This window comes from Flavobacterium terrae (genome assembly GCF_900142035.1).
Lineage (GTDB): Bacteria > Bacteroidota > Bacteroidia > Flavobacteriales > Flavobacteriaceae > Flavobacterium > Flavobacterium terrae.
The window spans coordinates 274,722-291,706 of sequence record NZ_FQZI01000002.1 but is presented as its reverse complement, the minus strand read 5'-3'; the positions used below and the strand labels follow the sequence as shown (position 1 = coordinate 291,706).

The following is a 16,985-nucleotide window of genomic DNA, read 5'->3' as shown; positions in this document are numbered from 1 at the left end:
TTATTTTTTTGCTTTTACATAAACTTGAACTTCAATTTCATCAGAAATGAATTTGTCTCCAATATCAGCAAAAATTGATTTTGAAGCATAATTAACATTCCAATATGTTCTATTAAGTCTTAAAGGTTCACTGTTTATAGATATTTCATCATCAGATACTTTTATTGTAGCAGGAAAATTTACTGCTTTAGTTATGCCTTTTATAGAAAGGTTGCCAAAGACAATGTATTTGTCTCCATCTTTTTCTACTTTGGTGATTTTGAAATCACTAGTAGGATATTTTTTTACATTAAAAAAGTGATCTTTCTTTTCGTTCTCGCCAGTCCCTTTTAAATGATTTTCTAAGTCTTCTTTTCCGTCACCAGCTTTTAAATCGGTAACAGTTATTGTATTCATATCAATAAAAAATCTTCCTCCATTTATAATGCTGTCTTTTAAACTTATAAAACCTTCTTTTAAATGAATTGTGCCATTGTGTTTTCCGGTAAGTTTAAAACCAGTCCAATTAATAATAGATTCCTTGGTATCAACATTGAACTTTGTTCCAGTAGCATTGGTAATTTCGTTTGGCTGTTCAATGTCGTTAGTTTCAACTTTTTCTTTTTTGCACGAAAAAATAAAAGCACTTAGCAGTAAAGTAAGGCATACAAGAGACTTTTTCATAATGGTTTTTTTAAAATTTTGATTATCACTAAGTTACTTATTATAATCTGTCTTTACAAGCTTTAAATAAAAATATTAATGACAATTTGGCATTTTTAAACCTTTGGCAGTACATTTGCAATCAATTATTGAAAAAAATAATTTTCATAAAGAATATACCTATGAATGCCAAGAATAAAGAGATGGAGCAAGAATTGAATGAAACTAACCAAGAAATAAATCAGGAGCAAAATCAAGAAGTTGCGCCAGAATTGACAGTTGAAGAAAAATTAACTCAAGAGTTAGCAGCAGAGAAAGATAAGTTTTTGCGTTTATTTGCAGAATTTGAGAATTATAAAAAACGTACATCTAAAGAGAGAATTGAGCTATTTAAAACTGCTGGACAAGAAGTTTTACAAGCAATGTTACCCGTTTTAGATGATTTTGATAGAGCTTGGGTTCAGATTTCAAAATCTGACGATGAGGCTTTAGTAAAAGGTGTTGAATTAATTCAAGAAAAACTAAAATCGACTTTGATTTCTAAAGGTTTAGAAGAAGTTGAAATTAAGCAAGGTGATGTTTTTGATGCAGATTTTGCTGAAGCTATTACACAAATTCCTGCAGGCGATGAGCTTAAAGGAAAAATTGTTGATGTAGTAGAAAAAGGATATAAACTAGGAGATAAGATTATTCGTTTTCCTAAAGTTGTTATTGGTAATTAATATTAAATTGTCATCCTGAGTAAAGTCAAGGGATAAATGTTATGAGCAAAAAAGATTATTACGAAATATTAGGGATTAGTAAAGGAGCTTCAGAAGCCGAAATTAAAAAAGCGTATCGAAAGAAAGCTATTGAATTTCATCCTGACAAAAATCCTGGTGACAAACAAGCAGAAGAAAATTTCAAGCAGGCAGCAGAGGCTTACGAAGTATTGAGTGATGCCAATAAACGTGCTCGTTACGATCAGTATGGTCATGCAGCCTTCGATGGTGCTGGTGGTTTTGGCGGAGGAGCTGGTCACATGAATATGGACGATATCTTTAGCCAGTTTGGAGATATTTTTGGTAGCGCTTTTGGGGGTGGTTTTGGAGGCTTTGGCGGTGGCGGAGGTCAGCGTAGAGCAAAAGGAAGTAATTTGAGAATAAAAGTCAAATTAACTTTAGAAGAAATTGCAAATGGTGTTGAAAAGAAAGTAAAAGTTAAACGAAAAGTTCAAGCTGCTGGAGTAACTTATAAAACTTGTGCTACATGTAATGGTCAAGGCCAAGTAATGAGAGTTACGAACACAATTCTAGGACGTATGCAAACTGCAACTACTTGCCCTACATGTGGAGGTATTGGTCAATCTATTGATAAAAAACCAAATGAAGCAGATGCTCACGGAATGATTACCGAAGAAGATACAGTATCAATCAAAATTCCAGCAGGTGTAGTAGATGGTATGCAACTTAAAGTTTCTGGTAAAGGAAACGATGCGCCAGGTAATGGTATTGCAGGTGATTTAATTGTTGCTATCGAAGAAATTGAGCATGAATTTTTAAAACGTGAGGGTGAAAACCTTCATTACGATTTATATATAAGTTATCCCGAAGCTGTTCTAGGAGCTTCAAAAGAAATTGAGGCTGTTAACGGTAAAGTACGTATTAAGCTTGAAGAAGGAATTCAGTCTGGTAAAATACTTCGCTTAAAAGGAAAAGGAATACCAAGTTTAAATAGCTATGGAAGTGGAGATTTATTGGTGCATGTAAATGTTTGGACTCCTAAAAACCTTTCTAAAGAGCAAAAGAAATTCTTTGAAAGCAATTTAGAAGATGCTAATTTTATTCCAAAACCAGAAAAATCAGAAAAGTCTTTTTTTGAAAAGGTAAAAGATATGTTTTCATAATTTAAAGTGAATATCAAATAAGGATCCCACAAGATTGTGGGATTTTTTTGTAACATTTTCAATCTATTTGCATCTAATTTTATAGTAACAGAAATTCTTATTTTTACAAAAATCAATCATTTCGAATGAGTAACATACTTGAAGTAAAAAACGTAGTTAAACAATACGGTGATTACACAGCATTAAATTCAGTTTCTCTGCAAGTACCTAAAGGTAGTATTTATGGACTACTGGGACCTAACGGAGCTGGAAAAACATCATTAATTCGTATTATTAATCAAATTACAATGCCAGATTCTGGCGAGGTGATTTTAGATGGTGAAAAGTTAGCACCCAATCATGTTTCTGTAATTGGTTATATGCCAGAAGAGCGTGGTTTGTATAAAACAATGAAGGTGGGAGAGCAAGCGCTTTATTTAGCTCAGCTAAAAGGAATGTCTAAAGCAGATGCTCAAAAGCAATTAAAATATTGGTTCGAAAAATTTGAAATCGAAGCTTGGTGGAATAAAAAAATCCAAGAACTTTCAAAAGGGATGGCGCAAAAAATCCAATTTATTGTTACCATTTTGCACCAACCTAAGTTGTTGATTCTGGATGAACCATTTTCTGGTTTTGATCCTGTAAATGCAAATTTGATTAAAGACGAAATTATCGAATTAAATAAAAAAGGAACTTCTATAATTTTTTCAACTCATCGTATGGAAAGTGTTGAAGAAATGTGTGACTATATTGCTTTAATTCATAAATCAAATAAACTTATTGAAGGTAAGTTAGAAGATGTAAAACGTCAATACCGAACACATAAATTTCAAGTGGGTATTGTTTCAAACAATGTTGAGGGGTTAATGTATGATTTAACACAAAAATTTACCGTTGGACAAACTAATTTTAAGTCATTAAACGATGATTTAAAACTTGAGATTGATTTAGGAGGCGCAACGCAAAATGAATTATTGTCAATTTTAACAAGAAATGGACAGGTAACACATTTTACTGAAACTATACCGAGTGTAAACGATATTTTTATTCAAACAGTTACAAATAAAAAATAATGGGAGTTTTATCTTTAATTATAAAAAGAGAATTTATTGCCAAAGTGCGTAATAAATCATTTATAGTAATGACTTTTCTAAGTCCATTATTAATAGTAGGAATGTCTTTTTTGATTGGTTACTTAGCCAATATGAATAAAGGTGAAATTACTAAAATTGCCATTCATGATGAAGCAGGAATTTTAAAATCTGATTTTAAAAACGACAAGGAAACTCAGTATGTGGATCTGTCAGCCATGCCTTTAAAATTAGCTAAGGATACAGCAGCAAAAAATTATGAAGGGTTAATATATGTGCCAAAGGTATCAAACACTGAAGAACTATCAACTAAAGTAGAATATATATCTGATGATAGTCCAAGTATGGAATCTATTATGAGTATGGAAAAAGTTATAGATAACAAACTTACTCATGAAAATTTAAAAAAATTAGGTTTTGATGCTGCTAAAATTGATGCTGCAAAAGTGGATTCTGATATTCATTTGTCTAAATTTTCTGGTGAGGATAGTTTAAAAGGTTTAAATGAGATTAAAGTTGGTATTGGTGGTGCTTTTGGTTACTTAATTATGATGTTTATTATCATTTATGGTAATATGGTTATGAGAAGTGTAATAGAAGAAAAAACAAATCGTATTATAGAAATTATTATTTCTTCTGTCAAACCTTTTCAGCTTATGTTAGGAAAAATTATGGGTACTTCATTGGCTGGAATTCTTCAATTTGCAATTTGGGCAATTTTAGGAGGAGTTTTAATGTTTGGTATATCCTCTTTTTTCGGTGTTCAACCTGGTGCTAGTTCAACAGTATCTCCAGAAATGATGGAAATGGCTCAAAAAGAAATGGGAACAGTTCAGACTTACATTCGTGAACTTTGGAATTTACCTATAGGTACATTAACTGTAGCTTTTATTATTTATTTCATTGGTGGTTATTTCTTGTATAGCTCATTGTATGCTGCCATTGGAGCAGCTGTAGATTCTGAGACAGATTCTCAACAATTTTTATTTCCTATCATTATGCCATTAATGTTAGGAGTATATGTAGGTTTCTTTACGGTTATTAATGATCCTCACGGAACAGTTGCTACTGTTTTCTCGATGATCCCGTTAACATCACCAATTGTAATGTTGATGCGAATTCCTTTTGGGGTACCAGTTTGGCAATTAATTTTGTCAATAGTAATACTATTTGCAACTTTTATAACTGTGGTATGGTTTGCATCTAAAATTTACCGTGTAGGTATTTTAATGTATGGTAAAAAGCCAACTTGGAAAGAATTATATAAATGGTTGAAATACTAATAAATGTTAAACCAAATAACTGAAATATTAAAATATAAGTTAATCGATTCTAAAACAATAGAATTTACGGTTGCTAATTTATTGGTGCTAATCTTTGCTTTAGTTTTAACATCAATTCTGCTTAAATTTATTAGAAAGTTTATAACACGTAAACTTGCTCCAGAAGATAAAAACAAATTTATCAGCCTATTTCAATTCATAAAGTACGTTGTTTATATCTTAGTTTTTATGTTTATCTTGCATTCAAGCGGAATAAATATGAATGTGTTTATTACTGCTTCTGCAGCTCTATTTGTAGGGATTGGTTTTGCATTGCAAACTTTCTTTCAAGATATTATATCTGGAATACTAATGATTTTAGACAAATCTCTGCATGTTGGAGATATTATTGAAGTTGATGGTAAAGTAGGTCAGGTTAAAGAAATCAATTTAAGAACTACAAGAATGGTTACGCGTAATGATAGAGTTATGATCATTCCAAATCATAAGTTCATGATTGAAACTCTTTTTAATTGGACTCAAAATAATTCAACTAACAGAGAACATGTTTCTGTGGGAGTAGCTTACGGAAGCGATGTGAATTTGGTAAAAAAAATATTAGAAGAATGTGCTAAAAATACTGAAGGTATTGTATCTCCAGATACTGTAAATGTTTTGTTTGAAGATTTTGCAGATTCATCTTTAAATTTTTCAGTGTATTTTTATGTAGAAAATGGCATGAAGAGTCCTAAAATACAAAGTGATATTCGATATAAAATTGATCAAAAATTTAGAGAGAATAAAATAGAAATACCATTTCCACAAAGAGATATCCATATAATTTCAAAATAAAGAAATCTTATTATAATGTCAAAAATATTAATAATAGAAGATGAAGCCGCAATTCGTAGAGTTTTAGTCAAAATCCTTTCTGAAGAGAGTGAAACGTATAAGGTTGATGAAGCAGAAGATGGCGTTCAAGGACTTGATAAAGCAACAAATGAAGATTACGATTTAATTTTGTGCGATATAAAAATGCCTAAAATGGACGGAGTAGAAGTTTTAGAGGCAATTAAAAAAATTAAGCCCGAAGTTCCAATGGTAATGATATCTGGTCACGGTGATTTAGATACTGCTGTAAATACTATGCGATTGGGGGCTTTTGATTACATTTCAAAACCACCAGATTTAAATAGATTACTAAATACAGTTCGTAATGCACTTGACAGAAAAAAACTAGTTGTTGAGAATAAAATCTTAAAGAAGAAAGTTTCTAAAAACTACGAAATGATTGGTGATAGCGATGCAATTAGTCATATTAAGGATATGATCGAAAAAGTTGCGCCTACAGAAGCTCGTGTACTTATTACTGGTCCTAATGGAACAGGGAAAGAGTTAGTAGCTCATCAAATTCATGAAAAAAGTGAACGCAGTTCTGGACCAATTATAGAAGTGAATTGTGCTGCAATTCCTTCAGAATTAATAGAAAGCGAATTATTTGGTCATATAAAAGGAGCATTTACTTCTGCCGTAAAAGACCGTGCTGGAAAATTTGAAGCTGCCGATGGAGGAACAATTTTCTTAGATGAAATAGGAGATATGAGTTTGCCTGCACAGGCTAAAGTTTTGCGTGCATTACAAGAAAACTTAATTCAAAGAGTAGGAGCAGACAAGGACATTAAAGTAAATGTTCGTGTTGTAGCTGCAACCAACAAAGATTTAAAAAAGGAAATTGAAGAAGGTCGTTTTCGTGAAGATTTATACCATCGTTTAGCAGTAATCTTAATAAAAGTTCCTGCCTTAAATGATAGAAGAGATGATATTCCTAACTTAATTGAACATTTTGCTGCTAAAATTGCTGGTGAGCAAGGTAGTGCAGTAAAATCTTTTTCTAAAGAAGCAATCAAATTATTACAAGAATACGATTGGACAGGTAATATTCGTGAACTAAGAAATGTGGTGGAACGTTTAATAATTCTTGGAGGAGCTGAAATTTCTGAGAATGATGTCAAATTGTTTGCATCTAAATAAAGAACTATGCAGTTAAAAAAAATAAATCAAAACCTTCAGCAAGCTTTAATTGAGAATTGGATAACAGATCCTACTGAGGTACAGGCAGATTGTTGGAGTACTTTAAAAAGTGGTGCAGATGCAGTTGTAATAATGCCAGAAGGCGAAGGAAAGACCACTTCAATTGTATATACAGTAATTCAAAAACTTGAAAAAGCAGTTGGTGAATCTACAAGAGCGTTAGTTATAGTAAAAGACAAAGAGGCAGTTTTGCAAACTGTTGAAATGTTTGAAAAATTTGGAAAATATACCAATCTAAGAATCATTGGTGTAAACGATAAAACAGATATTGACGAAGAGAAAAACATAATCTCGGCAGGAATGGATGTTTTAATAGGAACTCCCAATAAAATAAATGCTATGTTTTCAGGAGCAGGATTTAACATGAATACTGTAAAAATATTTGTGGTCGATGATGCTAATGAAATTTTTAAACTTCGCTTAGAACCAATAGTTCAAAGACTTTCTATGAGCGTCGAAAAAACACAAAGATTGTTTTTTTGTTCCGAATTGACAGAACGAGTTGAAATTCTTGCAGATAAAATTATGATTGATCCATTTCTTTTTGGTGTCGATGACTATGAAGAAGAAGATGACGAATAACAATAAATAGATATAAAAAAGTATGGCATTAATGAAAATATTTTCAGGTAGCGAAATTTTAGCACAAGCATTGCAATCTAAACTAGAAGCAGCTGAAATTTCTACCGTAGTAAAAAATAATATACAATCAGGACTTATTGCTGGTTTTGGTACAGCAGGTCAAGCTGTCGAAGTTTTTATTCAAAAAACGGATCTAATTAAAGCAAATCCAATTATTGAAGAATTTAAGATGAGTATTTAATACTCTAAACATCAAAAATATTGAAAGACTACTATTGGTAGTCTTTTTTTGTATTTTTAAACTTTGACTTACTTATGAAACAATTCAAATTTTTAGTACTTTCTTTTTTAGGAATTTTTGGAGGTCTTTATGTTTTATACGTGAGTTACTTTTACTTTAATCAAACTGAGATGGTTTTTGTTCAGTATAAATTGAATGAAAATTATAAGTTCTATTTTGAAAATAACTTTGAAGAAGTTAAAGTAAAATCTTTTGATGGAAAGTATCAACATGGTATTTTATTTAAAGCAAACAATCCCAAAGGATTAATATTTTATCTTCATGGAAATGCAGGTGCAGTGGATAGATGGGGAAAAATTTCTAAAACCTATATTGACTTGGGTTATGATATTTTTATTTTAGATTATAGAGGTTTTGGAAAAAGCGAAGGTAAAATAGAAAATGAAGAACAGGTTTTAAAAGATGTACAAATAGTATTTGATACTGTTTCAAAAAAATATAAAAAGAGAATTATTATAGGTTATTCAATTGGAACAGGATCTGCCTCTTATTTGGCTTCCATAAGAAGAAACGATCTCTTGATTTTAAAAGCACCATTTGATAATTTTTTAAAATTTACCGAAGGAAGAGTTCCCTATTTTCCAAATTCGTTGAAGAAGTTTCGTTTTGAAACAGAAAAATATTTAAACAAAATAAAAACACCTATTTATCTGTTTCACGGAAATAAGGATCAATTAATTTCAATAGAAAATTCATTTAGACTAAAAAAAGTATTGAAGCCAACAGATAGTCTTTTCATACTTGAAGGCCAGAATCATTTAGGAATAAATGAGAATATAGAGTATCAGAAAAAGTTAAAACAAATTATTAATTAAAATCTTAAAGATGAGAAAAATTGTTTTATTATTATGCTTGATTTGTTTTTCTTGTAAAGAAACAGACTATAATTCAAATGATTTTTTTTTAGAATTCCTAAAAGAAAATTCAGATTATTTTGAAAAAAACTCAAAAGAATTTTCGGAAGTTTATGGTCGACAAAGCAAAGGAATTGACGGTTTTGAAGAATATGTACTTCAACATAATTTAGTTAAATCAGAAATAGATACTTTTTTTAAAGAAATTGTAAAAAAAGATAAAAGCGAAAAGATTCATTTACAAGAAGAATTTGTAAAAAAAATTAATGCTTTAAAAGTAAAAATAAAGTTACCAAAACTTGATAAACAAAAGTTAGAAGTTTTAACTAATGACCAGTTATATTTCTATATCAAAGCTAGTTTTTATAAAAATGTAGAGTATGGTTATAGCCAGATTAGATTTCCTTGTCGATAATTTTATAATTTAAAATCTCATTTTCAAATCCGTTCATTAATTCTATCTTTGCACCTTCAAAAATTTGGTTAACAAACAATCAAATGCCTAAATAATAGAATTATGATTACAGTAAACGATATCGCAGTTGAGTTTGGCGGTACTACTCTGTTTAGCGATGTTACTTTTGCTATTAATGAAAACGATAAAATTGCCCTTATGGGTAAAAACGGAGCAGGTAAATCGACACTTTTAAAGATTGTTGCTGGAGAAAACAAACCTACTCGTGGTGGTATTTCGGCTCCAAGTGATGCTGTAATTGCTTATTTGCCACAGCATTTGCTATTAAATGATGATTGTACTGTAATGGAAGAAACATCTAAAGCTTTTGCAGGTGTTTTAGGAATGAAAAAAGAAATTGATGAAATCAATGAGCAATTAACAATTCGTACTGACTATGAAAGTGACGATTACATGAAGTTGATTGAACGTGTTTCGGAACTTTCTGAAAAATACTATTCAATTGAAGAGGTGAATTACGAAGCTGAAGTTGAAAAAGTATTAAAAGGTTTAGGTTTCGAAAGAGAAGACTTTACTCGCAAAACATCTGAATTTTCAGGAGGATGGCGTATGAGAATTGAGTTAGCTAAAATCCTTTTGAAGAAACCAGATTTAATTTTGTTAGATGAGCCAACAAATCACTTGGATATGGAAAGTATTCAATGGTTGGAAGAGTTCTTGGTGAATTCAGCAAAAGCAGTAATGGTGATTTCGCACGACCGCGCTTTTGTTGATGCGATTACAAATCGTACTATCGAAGTAACAATGGGACGTATTTATGATTACAAAGCTAAATATTCTGATTATTTAGAATTGCGTAAAGACAGAAGAATTCACCAACAAAAAGCATTCGATGAGCAACAAAAATTTATTGCAGATAATCAGGCATTTATTGAACGATTTAGAGGTACTTTTTCTAAGACAGAGCAAGTGCAGTCGCGTGTTCGTATGTTGGAAAAATTAGTTTTGGTTGAGGTAGATGAAGTAGATTCATCTGCACTTAAGCTTAAATTTCCTCCATCGCCACGTTCTGGACAATATCCAGTCGTTGTGGAAGATTTAACAAAATCATACGGAGATCACGTAGTGTTTCAAAAAGCAAACATGGTGATTGAAAGAGGTCAAAAAGTAGCTTTTGTGGGTAAAAATGGTGAAGGTAAATCAACCATGATCAAAGCCATTATGAAAGAATTAGACATTGATAGTGGAAAATTAGAAATTGGTCATAATTCACAAATTGGTTATTTTGCACAAAATCAAGCTTCTTTACTTGATGGAGAAGCAACTATTTTTGAAACGATTGATAGAATCGCTGAAGGTGATATTCGTACTCAAATCAAAACAATTCTTGGAGCATTCATGTTCAAAGGAGATGATATTCAAAAGAAAGTGAAAGTGCTTTCTGGAGGAGAAAAGACTCGTTTAGCAATGATTAAATTATTGTTAGAACCAGTTAATGTTCTAATTCTGGATGAGCCAACAAATCACCTTGATATGAAAACTAAAGACATTATTAAAGATGCTTTGAAAGACTTTGATGGAACTTTAATTTTAGTATCTCACGACCGTGATTTCTTGGATGGTTTGGCCGAAAAAGTATTCGAATTTGGTCACAAACGTGTTAAAGAGCATTTTGAAGATATTAAAGGTTTCCTAGCTCATAAGAAAATGGAGAGTTTAAAAGAAATTGAAAAATAAAACAAAAGTAAAAAGGGATGAAATTCATCCCTTTTTTTATTATTTATCTTTAGATTTTAGCACTTTTTGCAAGGCGAATAAATTCGGCTTTGTAACCTTCAGAATCATTGTCCAATCCTTCTTTTGCAAGGCTTACAATATCTTCGATTTCTTTATTCTCAATATATTTTGAATCTCTCAGTTTCATTCCAAACCAAGCTACTGATGAAGCAAACTTAAAGTCAGGACTTGTAGCTTTTAATGATTTAGAGGCATTAGGGATAACTTGAACCATTTCTATACTTTTTTCTCCATCGGGTTTTTTGTAACGGAATTTAATTGTTGCCAACTCATCAGAATTTGATGTGCTTGCAGTTTCATTAGAAGTGTATTTTAATTTTGAAGGTGTATAGTTGCTTTCAACTCCTGTTGGAATAATTTCATATAAAGCAGTTACGGTATGTCCGCTTCCTAATTCACCAGAATCTACAGCATCATTTTTAAAGTCTTCATCGTTTAATTTTCTGTTTTCGTATCCAATTAATCTGTACGATTGCACATATTTAGGGTTGAATTCAATTTGAATTTTTACATCTTTAGCAATAGCAAACATAGATCCTTTAAACTCTTTTCCTAAAAAGCGATTGGCTTCTTGCATGTTGTCGATGTAAGCATAGTTTCCGTTTCCTTTGTCTGCAAGTGTTTCCATTTTACTATCCTTGTAATTGCCCATGCCATAGCCTAAACAAGTTAAAAAGATACCAGATTTACGTTTCTTTTCAATTAAGTTCTCCATTTCTTTATCAGAAGAAGCACCAACATTAAAATCACCATCAGTAGCTAGAACAATTCTGTTGTTACCACCTTTTATAAAGTTTTCTTCAGCAATGTTATAAGCTAATTCTAATCCTTCTCCACCTGCTGTACTTCCACCAGCATTTAATTCATCAAAAGCATTCATGATTTTACTTTTTTCGTCTCCAGGAGTAGGAGGTAAAACCATTCCCGCCGCTCCAGCATATACAACAATAGATACTTTGTCTTCTGGTCGTAACTCTTTTACAAGAACTTTCATAGATTCTTTTAATAAAGGAAGTTTGTTTTCATCACTCATAGAACCAGAAACATCTACTAAAAAAACAATATTTGATGCAGGTAGGTTATCCGTTTCTATTTTTTTGCCTTGAAGGCCAATTTTTACCAGTTTATGCTCAGAATTCCAAGGACATTCGCTGTATTCGGTATTTATAGAGAAAGGATGTTGGTCTTTAGGTTGTGGATAAGTGTATGCGAAGTAGTTCATCATTTCCTCTAGTCTTACAGCGTCTTTAGGAATTTCTTGCCCGTTGTTAATGAATCGACGGATATTGGTGTAAGAAGCATTATCAACATCTATAGAAAACGTGGATAAGGGTTTTGTCTTGGGGTTTTCAAACTTATTTTCCTCTATTTCGGCATAACTTTCCTGGTTTTCATTTTCGGGGGAATACTCCTCGAGAGTATTGTTATCTGCAGCATCAGTGATCATTATTTCACTGCTAGCTTCAGCTTCATTTATGTATTGATTTTCTTTACACGATGCAAAGAGCAATGCTAGTCCAGCTAGCATAAGGAAAGGTTTTTTCATACCAAATTGTTTTAGAGGATTATTAAATAAGTTTTTCTTGTTCTTGAAACAAAACGTATGCCTGATTTTTAATAAAAATGTTAAATATTTGCGAAAATTTCAATACAAAGCAGAAAGCCCTAAGAATTAGATCCTTAGGGTCTTAACCAAACTAAAAAACAACCTAACTATTATAATCGTATATTTTCCATAAGTCTAATAAATTCAGCTCTATATCCTTCAGAATCATTTTGTAAGCCCAATTTTGCCAGACTTTTAATATCATCCGATGATTTATTTTCAATAAGTTTTGAATCTCTTATTTTTAAGCCGAACCAAGCTACAGCAGTTGTGAATTTAAAATCCTCCGAAACAGTATCGAATGCTTGTGGTTTGTTGTCAATTACTTCAACCATTTCAATACTCTTGTCTCCATCAGGTTTTTTGTATCTAAACTTGATAGTAGCCAATTCATCATTATAATTATTTTCTGATGATTTAGGTTGAGAGTACTTTAAATCAGTTGGCTCTTTAAAGAAATCACTTTTAACACCAGTAGGAATGATTTCATATAATGCCGTTACTGTATGACCGCTTCCTAATTCACCAGCGTCAATAGCATCATTAGTGAAATCTTCAGCTCTTAATTTTCTGTTTTCATAACCAATTAATCTATACGATTGAACATGTTTTGGATTAAATTCAATTTGAATTTTCACATCTTTGGCGATAGCAAACATAGAACCTTTGAACTCTTTACTTAAAAAACGATTAGCCTCTTGAATGTTGTCGATGTAAGCATAGTTTCCGTTGCCTTTGTTAGCAAGTACTTCCATTTTACTGTCTTTGTAATTGCCCATTCCGTATCCCAAACAAGTCAAGAAAACTCCTGATTTTCTTTTCTCTTCGATTAAACGTTCCATGTCGTTATCAGAAGAAGCGCCTACATTAAAATCGCCATCAGTGGCTAAAATCACACGGTTGTTTCCGTTTTTAATAAAGTTTTCCATTGCAATTTTGTAAGCCAAATTGATTCCTTCTCCACCTGCAGTGCTTCCGCCAGCTTGTAATTGGTCTAGTGCATTGATGATGGTTTCTTTTTTGTTTCCGGCTGTTGGAGGTAAAACCAAACCTGCAGCACCAGCATACACTACTATAGAAACTTTATCTTCTGGGCGTAATTCGTTTACTAAAATTTTCATGGATTGTTTTAACAATGGTAACTTGTTCTCATCACTCATTGAACCTGAAACATCAATTAAGAATACAAAGTTTGAATTTGGTAAATTCTCAGTTGAAATACTTTTTCCTTGTAAACCAATGCGTACCAATTTATTTTTTGAATTCCATGGACAATCACTATAATTTGTTGTGATTGAAAATGGATGTTCTCCTATAGGTTGTGGGTATTGGTATTTAAAGAAATTCATCATTTCCTCTACACGAACCGCATCTTTAGGAACTTGTTGTCCATTGTTTATAAAGCGACGAATGTTTGTGTATGAAGCATTATCAACATCGATAGAAAAAGTAGAAAGTGGTGATTGTTTTGGACTTTCAAATTCATTTTCTACAAAAATACCATAATCTTCATCATTGGTAGAAATTGGTTTTTTCTTATCATTTTTTTTGCCTTTAATAACCAATTTGTTGTCTCTTTCATAAGCTACTGCTAATCCAGCAACTTGACCAGTAAGTTGATTTTTATCAGCTCTAGATTTTTTTGTTCTCTTAGGTGATGAAGAATAATAATATCCTTCTTCTCGTGATATCCCAACAGCAGTAACAACAACTTCCTGCAAGTTTTTTGAATCATCTCTCATTGTTACATTAATGATATTTGAAGCCCCAACAGTTCTGATTTCCTCTTTCATTCCCAAAAAACTAAAAACTAGTTTTTCTCCTTGTGATGCTTTTATAGCATACTTGCCATCGAAGCCAGTTTGTACTCCTCTAGTTGTTCCTTTTACAACAACATTAACTCCTGGTATTGGTCCAGATGAGTCTGAAACTATTCCAGTAATTGTTCTCTCTTGTGCCATTGCCACGAAACTTATAAGCATAGCTATGGCTAATGAAAATAGTTTTACACTTTTCATAATAGTAAGTTTTAATATGTTAGTACTTGATTTTTTGGTTTAGATATTTTTAATTTCTGTTTGTTTTAGAAGTTTTTTTAACTTCCGCCTACTTAGTTTTGAAGTGATTATAATTATTCCATTTTCAGCTTTTTCACCATATTTAGCCTTTGCTTTATCTCTTTTCAAAACTTCAACAGATTTAATATCATTTGGATTTATCATTTCAACTAATTTAGCATTGGCAAAATGACCATCGATTACGATTAAAGCAAGATTTTTATTATTTGGAGTACAGAATCTAACATTATCTCTTTTAACATTTAAAATAGAGTCCCTTTTTTCTTGTCCAAAAGTTATGATAGAAAAGAACATAGTTATGGCTAATGAAAATAGTTTAACACTTTTCATAATAGTAAGTTTTAATATGTTAGTATTTGATTTTTTTTTGCTATTTCTTTTGAATAGCCGGTCTTCCGTATTTAGTTTTAATGACTACAACTCCTTTTTTTCCTTTGTCGCCATAAAGTTCTATAGCTTCTTCATCTTGGTAAATTGACATCGATTCAATTTCCTGCTTATTTAATGGATAATAGGGCGAAGTAGGGTTGGGTCCAAAGAGTTCTTTTTCTGAATATTCTTTTCCGTTAATGATGTACAAAGGTTCTTTAAGTTCTACAATGGTTTCTAAATCATCAGAGTTTTTAACATCAGACACTTTCTTGTCAGTAGCCTTGCCATCAACTACGACTAATGGTGGTGCTTTTTTACCTAGAGTTACTGATTGTGCAGGTTTTTCTTTGGCATTGTAATCACTTTCGTCTACTCTCGAACTTTTTATACCTACAGTTTCATGAGTAATTGAATTATTTAAATAACCTTTATCTTCTTCCATAATTGGAGCTGCCATTGACCTTACTTGAATGCTATCATTGGCTTTTGGTTTATTTTCAGAAACTGCTACTTGGTTGGCACTTTGTATTTGTTGGTGTAATATTTTTTCGTTGACTTTATTGTCAATTAGAGGCTCATCATTAGCAACAATAGCAGTTGAATCATTGCTAATAAGTGACTTGATTTCTTCTTTTGTGGTTTCAACAACCGAGTTCTGCATTGGTTCTTTTGTAGCGTCAAATTGTTTCCAAAGTTGGAAAGCAAAAACACTTCCTACAACTATTGATGCAGCAACAGCGAACTTTTTCCAGTTGGTATTCGTTTTCTTTTGTGATTTAAAAACTTCCGTATCTAGTTTTGCATCAACGCGGGACCAGACTTTTTCCATTCCTGGGAAATCTTGTGAATCCTGATTTTCGGCAGCTTTTTTAAATTGTTCGAATATTTTATCTTGATCTTCCATTACTTACTTTGCGTTTTGATAGTAGAAATTGTTCACTAAATCTTTCAATTTGGTTTTTGCTACATTCAATTGTGATTTTGATGTTCCTTCTGAAATTTTAAGCATTGCTGCAATTTCTTTATGTGAGTATCCTTCAATGACAAACAAATTGAATACTGTTTTACATCCTTCCGGAATATAATTTAGTAGTTTTAATACATCCTGTTCCTCTAAGCTTGTATCTTGAGCCACTTCGGGCTGAATTTTAAAACTTGATTCTTCTAGATACAAATTGAAATTCACATTCTTCTTTAATAAATGTAAACACTCATTAACCGTAATACGTTTTGCCCAACTGTAAAAAGCAGCGTTTTCTTTTAACTGATCCAATTTTGTAAAAATGATTACAAAAGCATCGGCAAGTACTTCTTCTATTTCCTCTTCTTTTTTCAAGTAGCGTTTGCAAACCTGATAAAGTTTGGGCGCCATTAACTCATACATCTTTCGCTGGGCGTCTCGATGCATTTTTCGGCAGGCTTGTATTAATTGTTCGTCTATCACAATAAAGATCTTTATATGTAAAGAGGATGATTTTTATAAAAAGGTTGGGAAGGTTGTCTAAAAAATATTTTTTATTCCAAAGTTTAGCTTTTAAATGTATCGAAATATATTGATATTGTTTGGTTTAGCTTATTTTACTATGTTTAAAATTTCTTTTTCTAATCGGTCAAAATTTTCTTCATTTTTAGGTTCAGCAAACTTTCTAATCTTCTCACATTCTTCAGCGGTATCAAAAATCATTAGGAAAGAAATCTCAGTTTTAGATTCATCAATCTTATTAAAACCTATTTCCATATCAAAAAAAGGTTGAGAAACTCTTGTCCAAGCAATTAGTTTCAGTGGCTCAACTATTTTAAAAATAGATGAGTTCTCATAATTTCCTTTTTCAGGACCGTGCATGGTAAGAATCCATTTTCCGCCAGGCTTTAAATCAAATTGATGAATTGTATTGGTAAAACCTTCTGGACCCCACCAATTTTTTAAATGCTCTGGATTAGCGAAAGCTTCATAAACTGTTTCAACAGGATAGTTTAAAACTCTCGAACTAAAAATTTTGCGATCAGAATCTTGACTCATAGTTTCAATT

At 31.7% G+C, this 16,985-nt stretch carries 18 protein-coding genes; 11 read left to right on the top strand and 7 right to left on the bottom strand.

The features are described from left to right. Positions 1–663 carry a YceI family protein gene (locus BUC09_RS05605; RefSeq protein ID WP_073309520.1) on the bottom strand — a complete coding sequence of 221 codons (663 nt, stop codon included), beginning with the start codon at positions 661–663 and terminating at the stop codon, positions 1–3. A gap of 161 nt (positions 664–824) precedes the next feature. Between BUC09_RS05605 and BUC09_RS05600 the strand changes: the two genes are divergently transcribed. From BUC09_RS05600 to BUC09_RS05550, 11 genes are all read left to right on the top strand, one after another. Continuing rightward, entirely contained in the window at positions 825–1,364 is a 540-nt protein-coding gene (locus tag BUC09_RS05600) for a nucleotide exchange factor GrpE (protein WP_073309518.1), read from the top strand. A gap of 41 nt (positions 1,365–1,405) precedes the next feature. After that, complete coding sequence (gene dnaJ, locus BUC09_RS05595; protein ID WP_073309515.1) at positions 1,406–2,527, top strand: molecular chaperone DnaJ; 1,122 nt, start codon at positions 1,406–1,408, stop codon at positions 2,525–2,527. A 125-nt stretch (positions 2,528–2,652) separates the two neighbouring features. After that, positions 2,653–3,579: an ABC transporter ATP-binding protein gene (locus BUC09_RS05590; protein WP_073309513.1), complete on the top strand. Its 927-nt coding sequence runs from the start codon at positions 2,653–2,655 to the stop codon at positions 3,577–3,579. Then, positions 3,579–4,880 (top strand): ABC transporter permease, encoded by a 1,302-nt coding sequence (locus BUC09_RS05585; protein ID WP_073309511.1) that lies wholly within the window; start codon positions 3,579–3,581, stop codon positions 4,878–4,880. The genes BUC09_RS05590 and BUC09_RS05585 overlap by 1 nt, the downstream gene beginning before the upstream one ends. Positions 4,881–4,883: 3 nt before the next feature. Continuing rightward, the gene (locus tag BUC09_RS05580) at positions 4,884–5,711 is read left to right on the top strand and encodes a mechanosensitive ion channel family protein (protein WP_073309509.1); all 828 of its coding nucleotides are present in this window, start codon (positions 4,884–4,886) and stop codon (positions 5,709–5,711) included. Between the two features lie 15 nt (positions 5,712–5,726). Next, the gene (locus tag BUC09_RS05575; RefSeq protein WP_073309507.1) at positions 5,727–6,890 is read left to right on the top strand and encodes a sigma-54-dependent transcriptional regulator; all 1,164 of its coding nucleotides are present in this window, start codon (positions 5,727–5,729) and stop codon (positions 6,888–6,890) included. A 6-nt stretch (positions 6,891–6,896) separates the two neighbouring features. Beyond that, positions 6,897–7,532: a DEAD/DEAH box helicase gene (locus BUC09_RS05570; protein WP_073309505.1), complete on the top strand. Its 636-nt coding sequence runs from the start codon at positions 6,897–6,899 to the stop codon at positions 7,530–7,532. Positions 7,533–7,554: 22 nt separating this feature from the next. Next, complete coding sequence (locus BUC09_RS05565) at positions 7,555–7,773, top strand: putative signal transducing protein (RefSeq protein WP_073309503.1); 219 nt, start codon at positions 7,555–7,557, stop codon at positions 7,771–7,773. Positions 7,774–7,847: 74 nt separating this feature from the next. After that, entirely contained in the window at positions 7,848–8,648 is an 801-nt protein-coding gene (locus BUC09_RS05560; protein ID WP_073309501.1) for an alpha/beta hydrolase, read from the top strand. A 10-nt stretch (positions 8,649–8,658) separates the two neighbouring features. Beyond that, positions 8,659–9,102: a hypothetical protein gene (locus tag BUC09_RS05555; protein ID WP_073309500.1), complete on the top strand. Its 444-nt coding sequence runs from the start codon at positions 8,659–8,661 to the stop codon at positions 9,100–9,102. Positions 9,103–9,204: 102 nt separating this feature from the next. Beyond that, on the top strand, positions 9,205–10,839 hold the full coding sequence (locus tag BUC09_RS05550; RefSeq protein WP_073309498.1) for an ABC-F family ATP-binding cassette domain-containing protein: 1,635 nt from the start codon (positions 9,205–9,207) through the stop codon (positions 10,837–10,839). A 49-nt stretch (positions 10,840–10,888) separates the two neighbouring features. On the opposite strand, the gene BUC09_RS05545 is transcribed toward BUC09_RS05550, so the two are convergent. The 6 genes from BUC09_RS05545 to BUC09_RS05520 all read right to left on the bottom strand — a co-directional run bounded on the left by BUC09_RS05545 (position 10,889) and on the right by BUC09_RS05520 (position 16,975). Further along, the gene (locus tag BUC09_RS05545) at positions 10,889–12,445 is read right to left on the bottom strand and encodes a vWA domain-containing protein (RefSeq protein WP_073309496.1); all 1,557 of its coding nucleotides are present in this window, start codon (positions 12,443–12,445) and stop codon (positions 10,889–10,891) included. 170 nt (positions 12,446–12,615) lie between these two features. Continuing rightward, positions 12,616–14,523, bottom strand: a complete 1,908-nt coding sequence (locus BUC09_RS05540) for a vWA domain-containing protein (protein WP_073309494.1) — start codon at positions 14,521–14,523, stop codon at positions 12,616–12,618. A 39-nt stretch (positions 14,524–14,562) separates the two neighbouring features. Continuing rightward, the gene (locus BUC09_RS05535; RefSeq protein ID WP_084127119.1) at positions 14,563–14,913 is read right to left on the bottom strand and encodes a TonB-dependent receptor plug domain-containing protein; all 351 of its coding nucleotides are present in this window, start codon (positions 14,911–14,913) and stop codon (positions 14,563–14,565) included. Positions 14,914–14,953: 40 nt separating this feature from the next. After that, positions 14,954–15,859 (bottom strand): hypothetical protein, encoded by a 906-nt coding sequence (locus tag BUC09_RS05530; protein ID WP_073309491.1) that lies wholly within the window; start codon positions 15,857–15,859, stop codon positions 14,954–14,956. A 3-nt stretch (positions 15,860–15,862) separates the two neighbouring features. Beyond that, positions 15,863–16,363 (bottom strand): RNA polymerase sigma factor, encoded by a 501-nt coding sequence (locus BUC09_RS05525; RefSeq protein ID WP_073309489.1) that lies wholly within the window; start codon positions 16,361–16,363, stop codon positions 15,863–15,865. 165 nt (positions 16,364–16,528) lie between these two features. Then, complete coding sequence (locus BUC09_RS05520; protein ID WP_073309487.1) at positions 16,529–16,975, bottom strand: SRPBCC family protein; 447 nt, start codon at positions 16,973–16,975, stop codon at positions 16,529–16,531. Positions 16,976–16,985 lie beyond the last annotated feature (10 nt).

Bases quoted from the DNA above. Each gene is read 5' to 3' on its own strand.
- BUC09_RS05530 (WP_073309491.1), bottom strand. From the start codon at position 15,859: ATGGAAGATCAAGATAAAATATTCGAACAATTTAAAAAAGCTGCCGAA.
- BUC09_RS05525 (WP_073309489.1), bottom strand. From the start codon at position 16,363: ATGCATCGAGACGCCCAGCGAAAGATGTATGAGTTAATGGCGCCCAAA.
- BUC09_RS05585 (WP_073309511.1), top strand. From the start codon at position 3,579: ATGGGAGTTTTATCTTTAATTATAAAAAGAGAATTTATTGCCAAAGTG.
- BUC09_RS05605 (WP_073309520.1), bottom strand. From the start codon at position 663: ATGAAAAAGTCTCTTGTATGCCTTACTTTACTGCTAAGTGCTTTTATT.
- BUC09_RS05575 (WP_073309507.1), top strand. From the start codon at position 5,727: ATGTCAAAAATATTAATAATAGAAGATGAAGCCGCAATTCGTAGAGTT.
- BUC09_RS05550 (WP_073309498.1), top strand. From the start codon at position 9,205: ATGATTACAGTAAACGATATCGCAGTTGAGTTTGGCGGTACTACTCTG.
- BUC09_RS05545 (WP_073309496.1), bottom strand. From the start codon at position 12,445: ATGAAAAAACCTTTCCTTATGCTAGCTGGACTAGCATTGCTCTTTGCA.
- BUC09_RS05520 (WP_073309487.1), bottom strand. From the start codon at position 16,975: ATGAGTCAAGATTCTGATCGCAAAATTTTTAGTTCGAGAGTTTTAAAC.
- BUC09_RS05580 (WP_073309509.1), top strand. From the start codon at position 4,884: ATGTTAAACCAAATAACTGAAATATTAAAATATAAGTTAATCGATTCT.
- BUC09_RS05570 (WP_073309505.1), top strand. From the start codon at position 6,897: ATGCAGTTAAAAAAAATAAATCAAAACCTTCAGCAAGCTTTAATTGAG.
- dnaJ (WP_073309515.1), top strand. From the start codon at position 1,406: ATGAGCAAAAAAGATTATTACGAAATATTAGGGATTAGTAAAGGAGCT.
- BUC09_RS05535 (WP_084127119.1), bottom strand. From the start codon at position 14,913: ATGAAAAGTGTTAAACTATTTTCATTAGCCATAACTATGTTCTTTTCT.
- BUC09_RS05560 (WP_073309501.1), top strand. From the start codon at position 7,848: ATGAAACAATTCAAATTTTTAGTACTTTCTTTTTTAGGAATTTTTGGA.
- BUC09_RS05590 (WP_073309513.1), top strand. From the start codon at position 2,653: ATGAGTAACATACTTGAAGTAAAAAACGTAGTTAAACAATACGGTGAT.
- BUC09_RS05565 (WP_073309503.1), top strand. From the start codon at position 7,555: ATGGCATTAATGAAAATATTTTCAGGTAGCGAAATTTTAGCACAAGCA.
- BUC09_RS05555 (WP_073309500.1), top strand. From the start codon at position 8,659: ATGAGAAAAATTGTTTTATTATTATGCTTGATTTGTTTTTCTTGTAAA.
- BUC09_RS05600 (WP_073309518.1), top strand. From the start codon at position 825: ATGAATGCCAAGAATAAAGAGATGGAGCAAGAATTGAATGAAACTAAC.
- BUC09_RS05540 (WP_073309494.1), bottom strand. From the start codon at position 14,523: ATGAAAAGTGTAAAACTATTTTCATTAGCCATAGCTATGCTTATAAGT.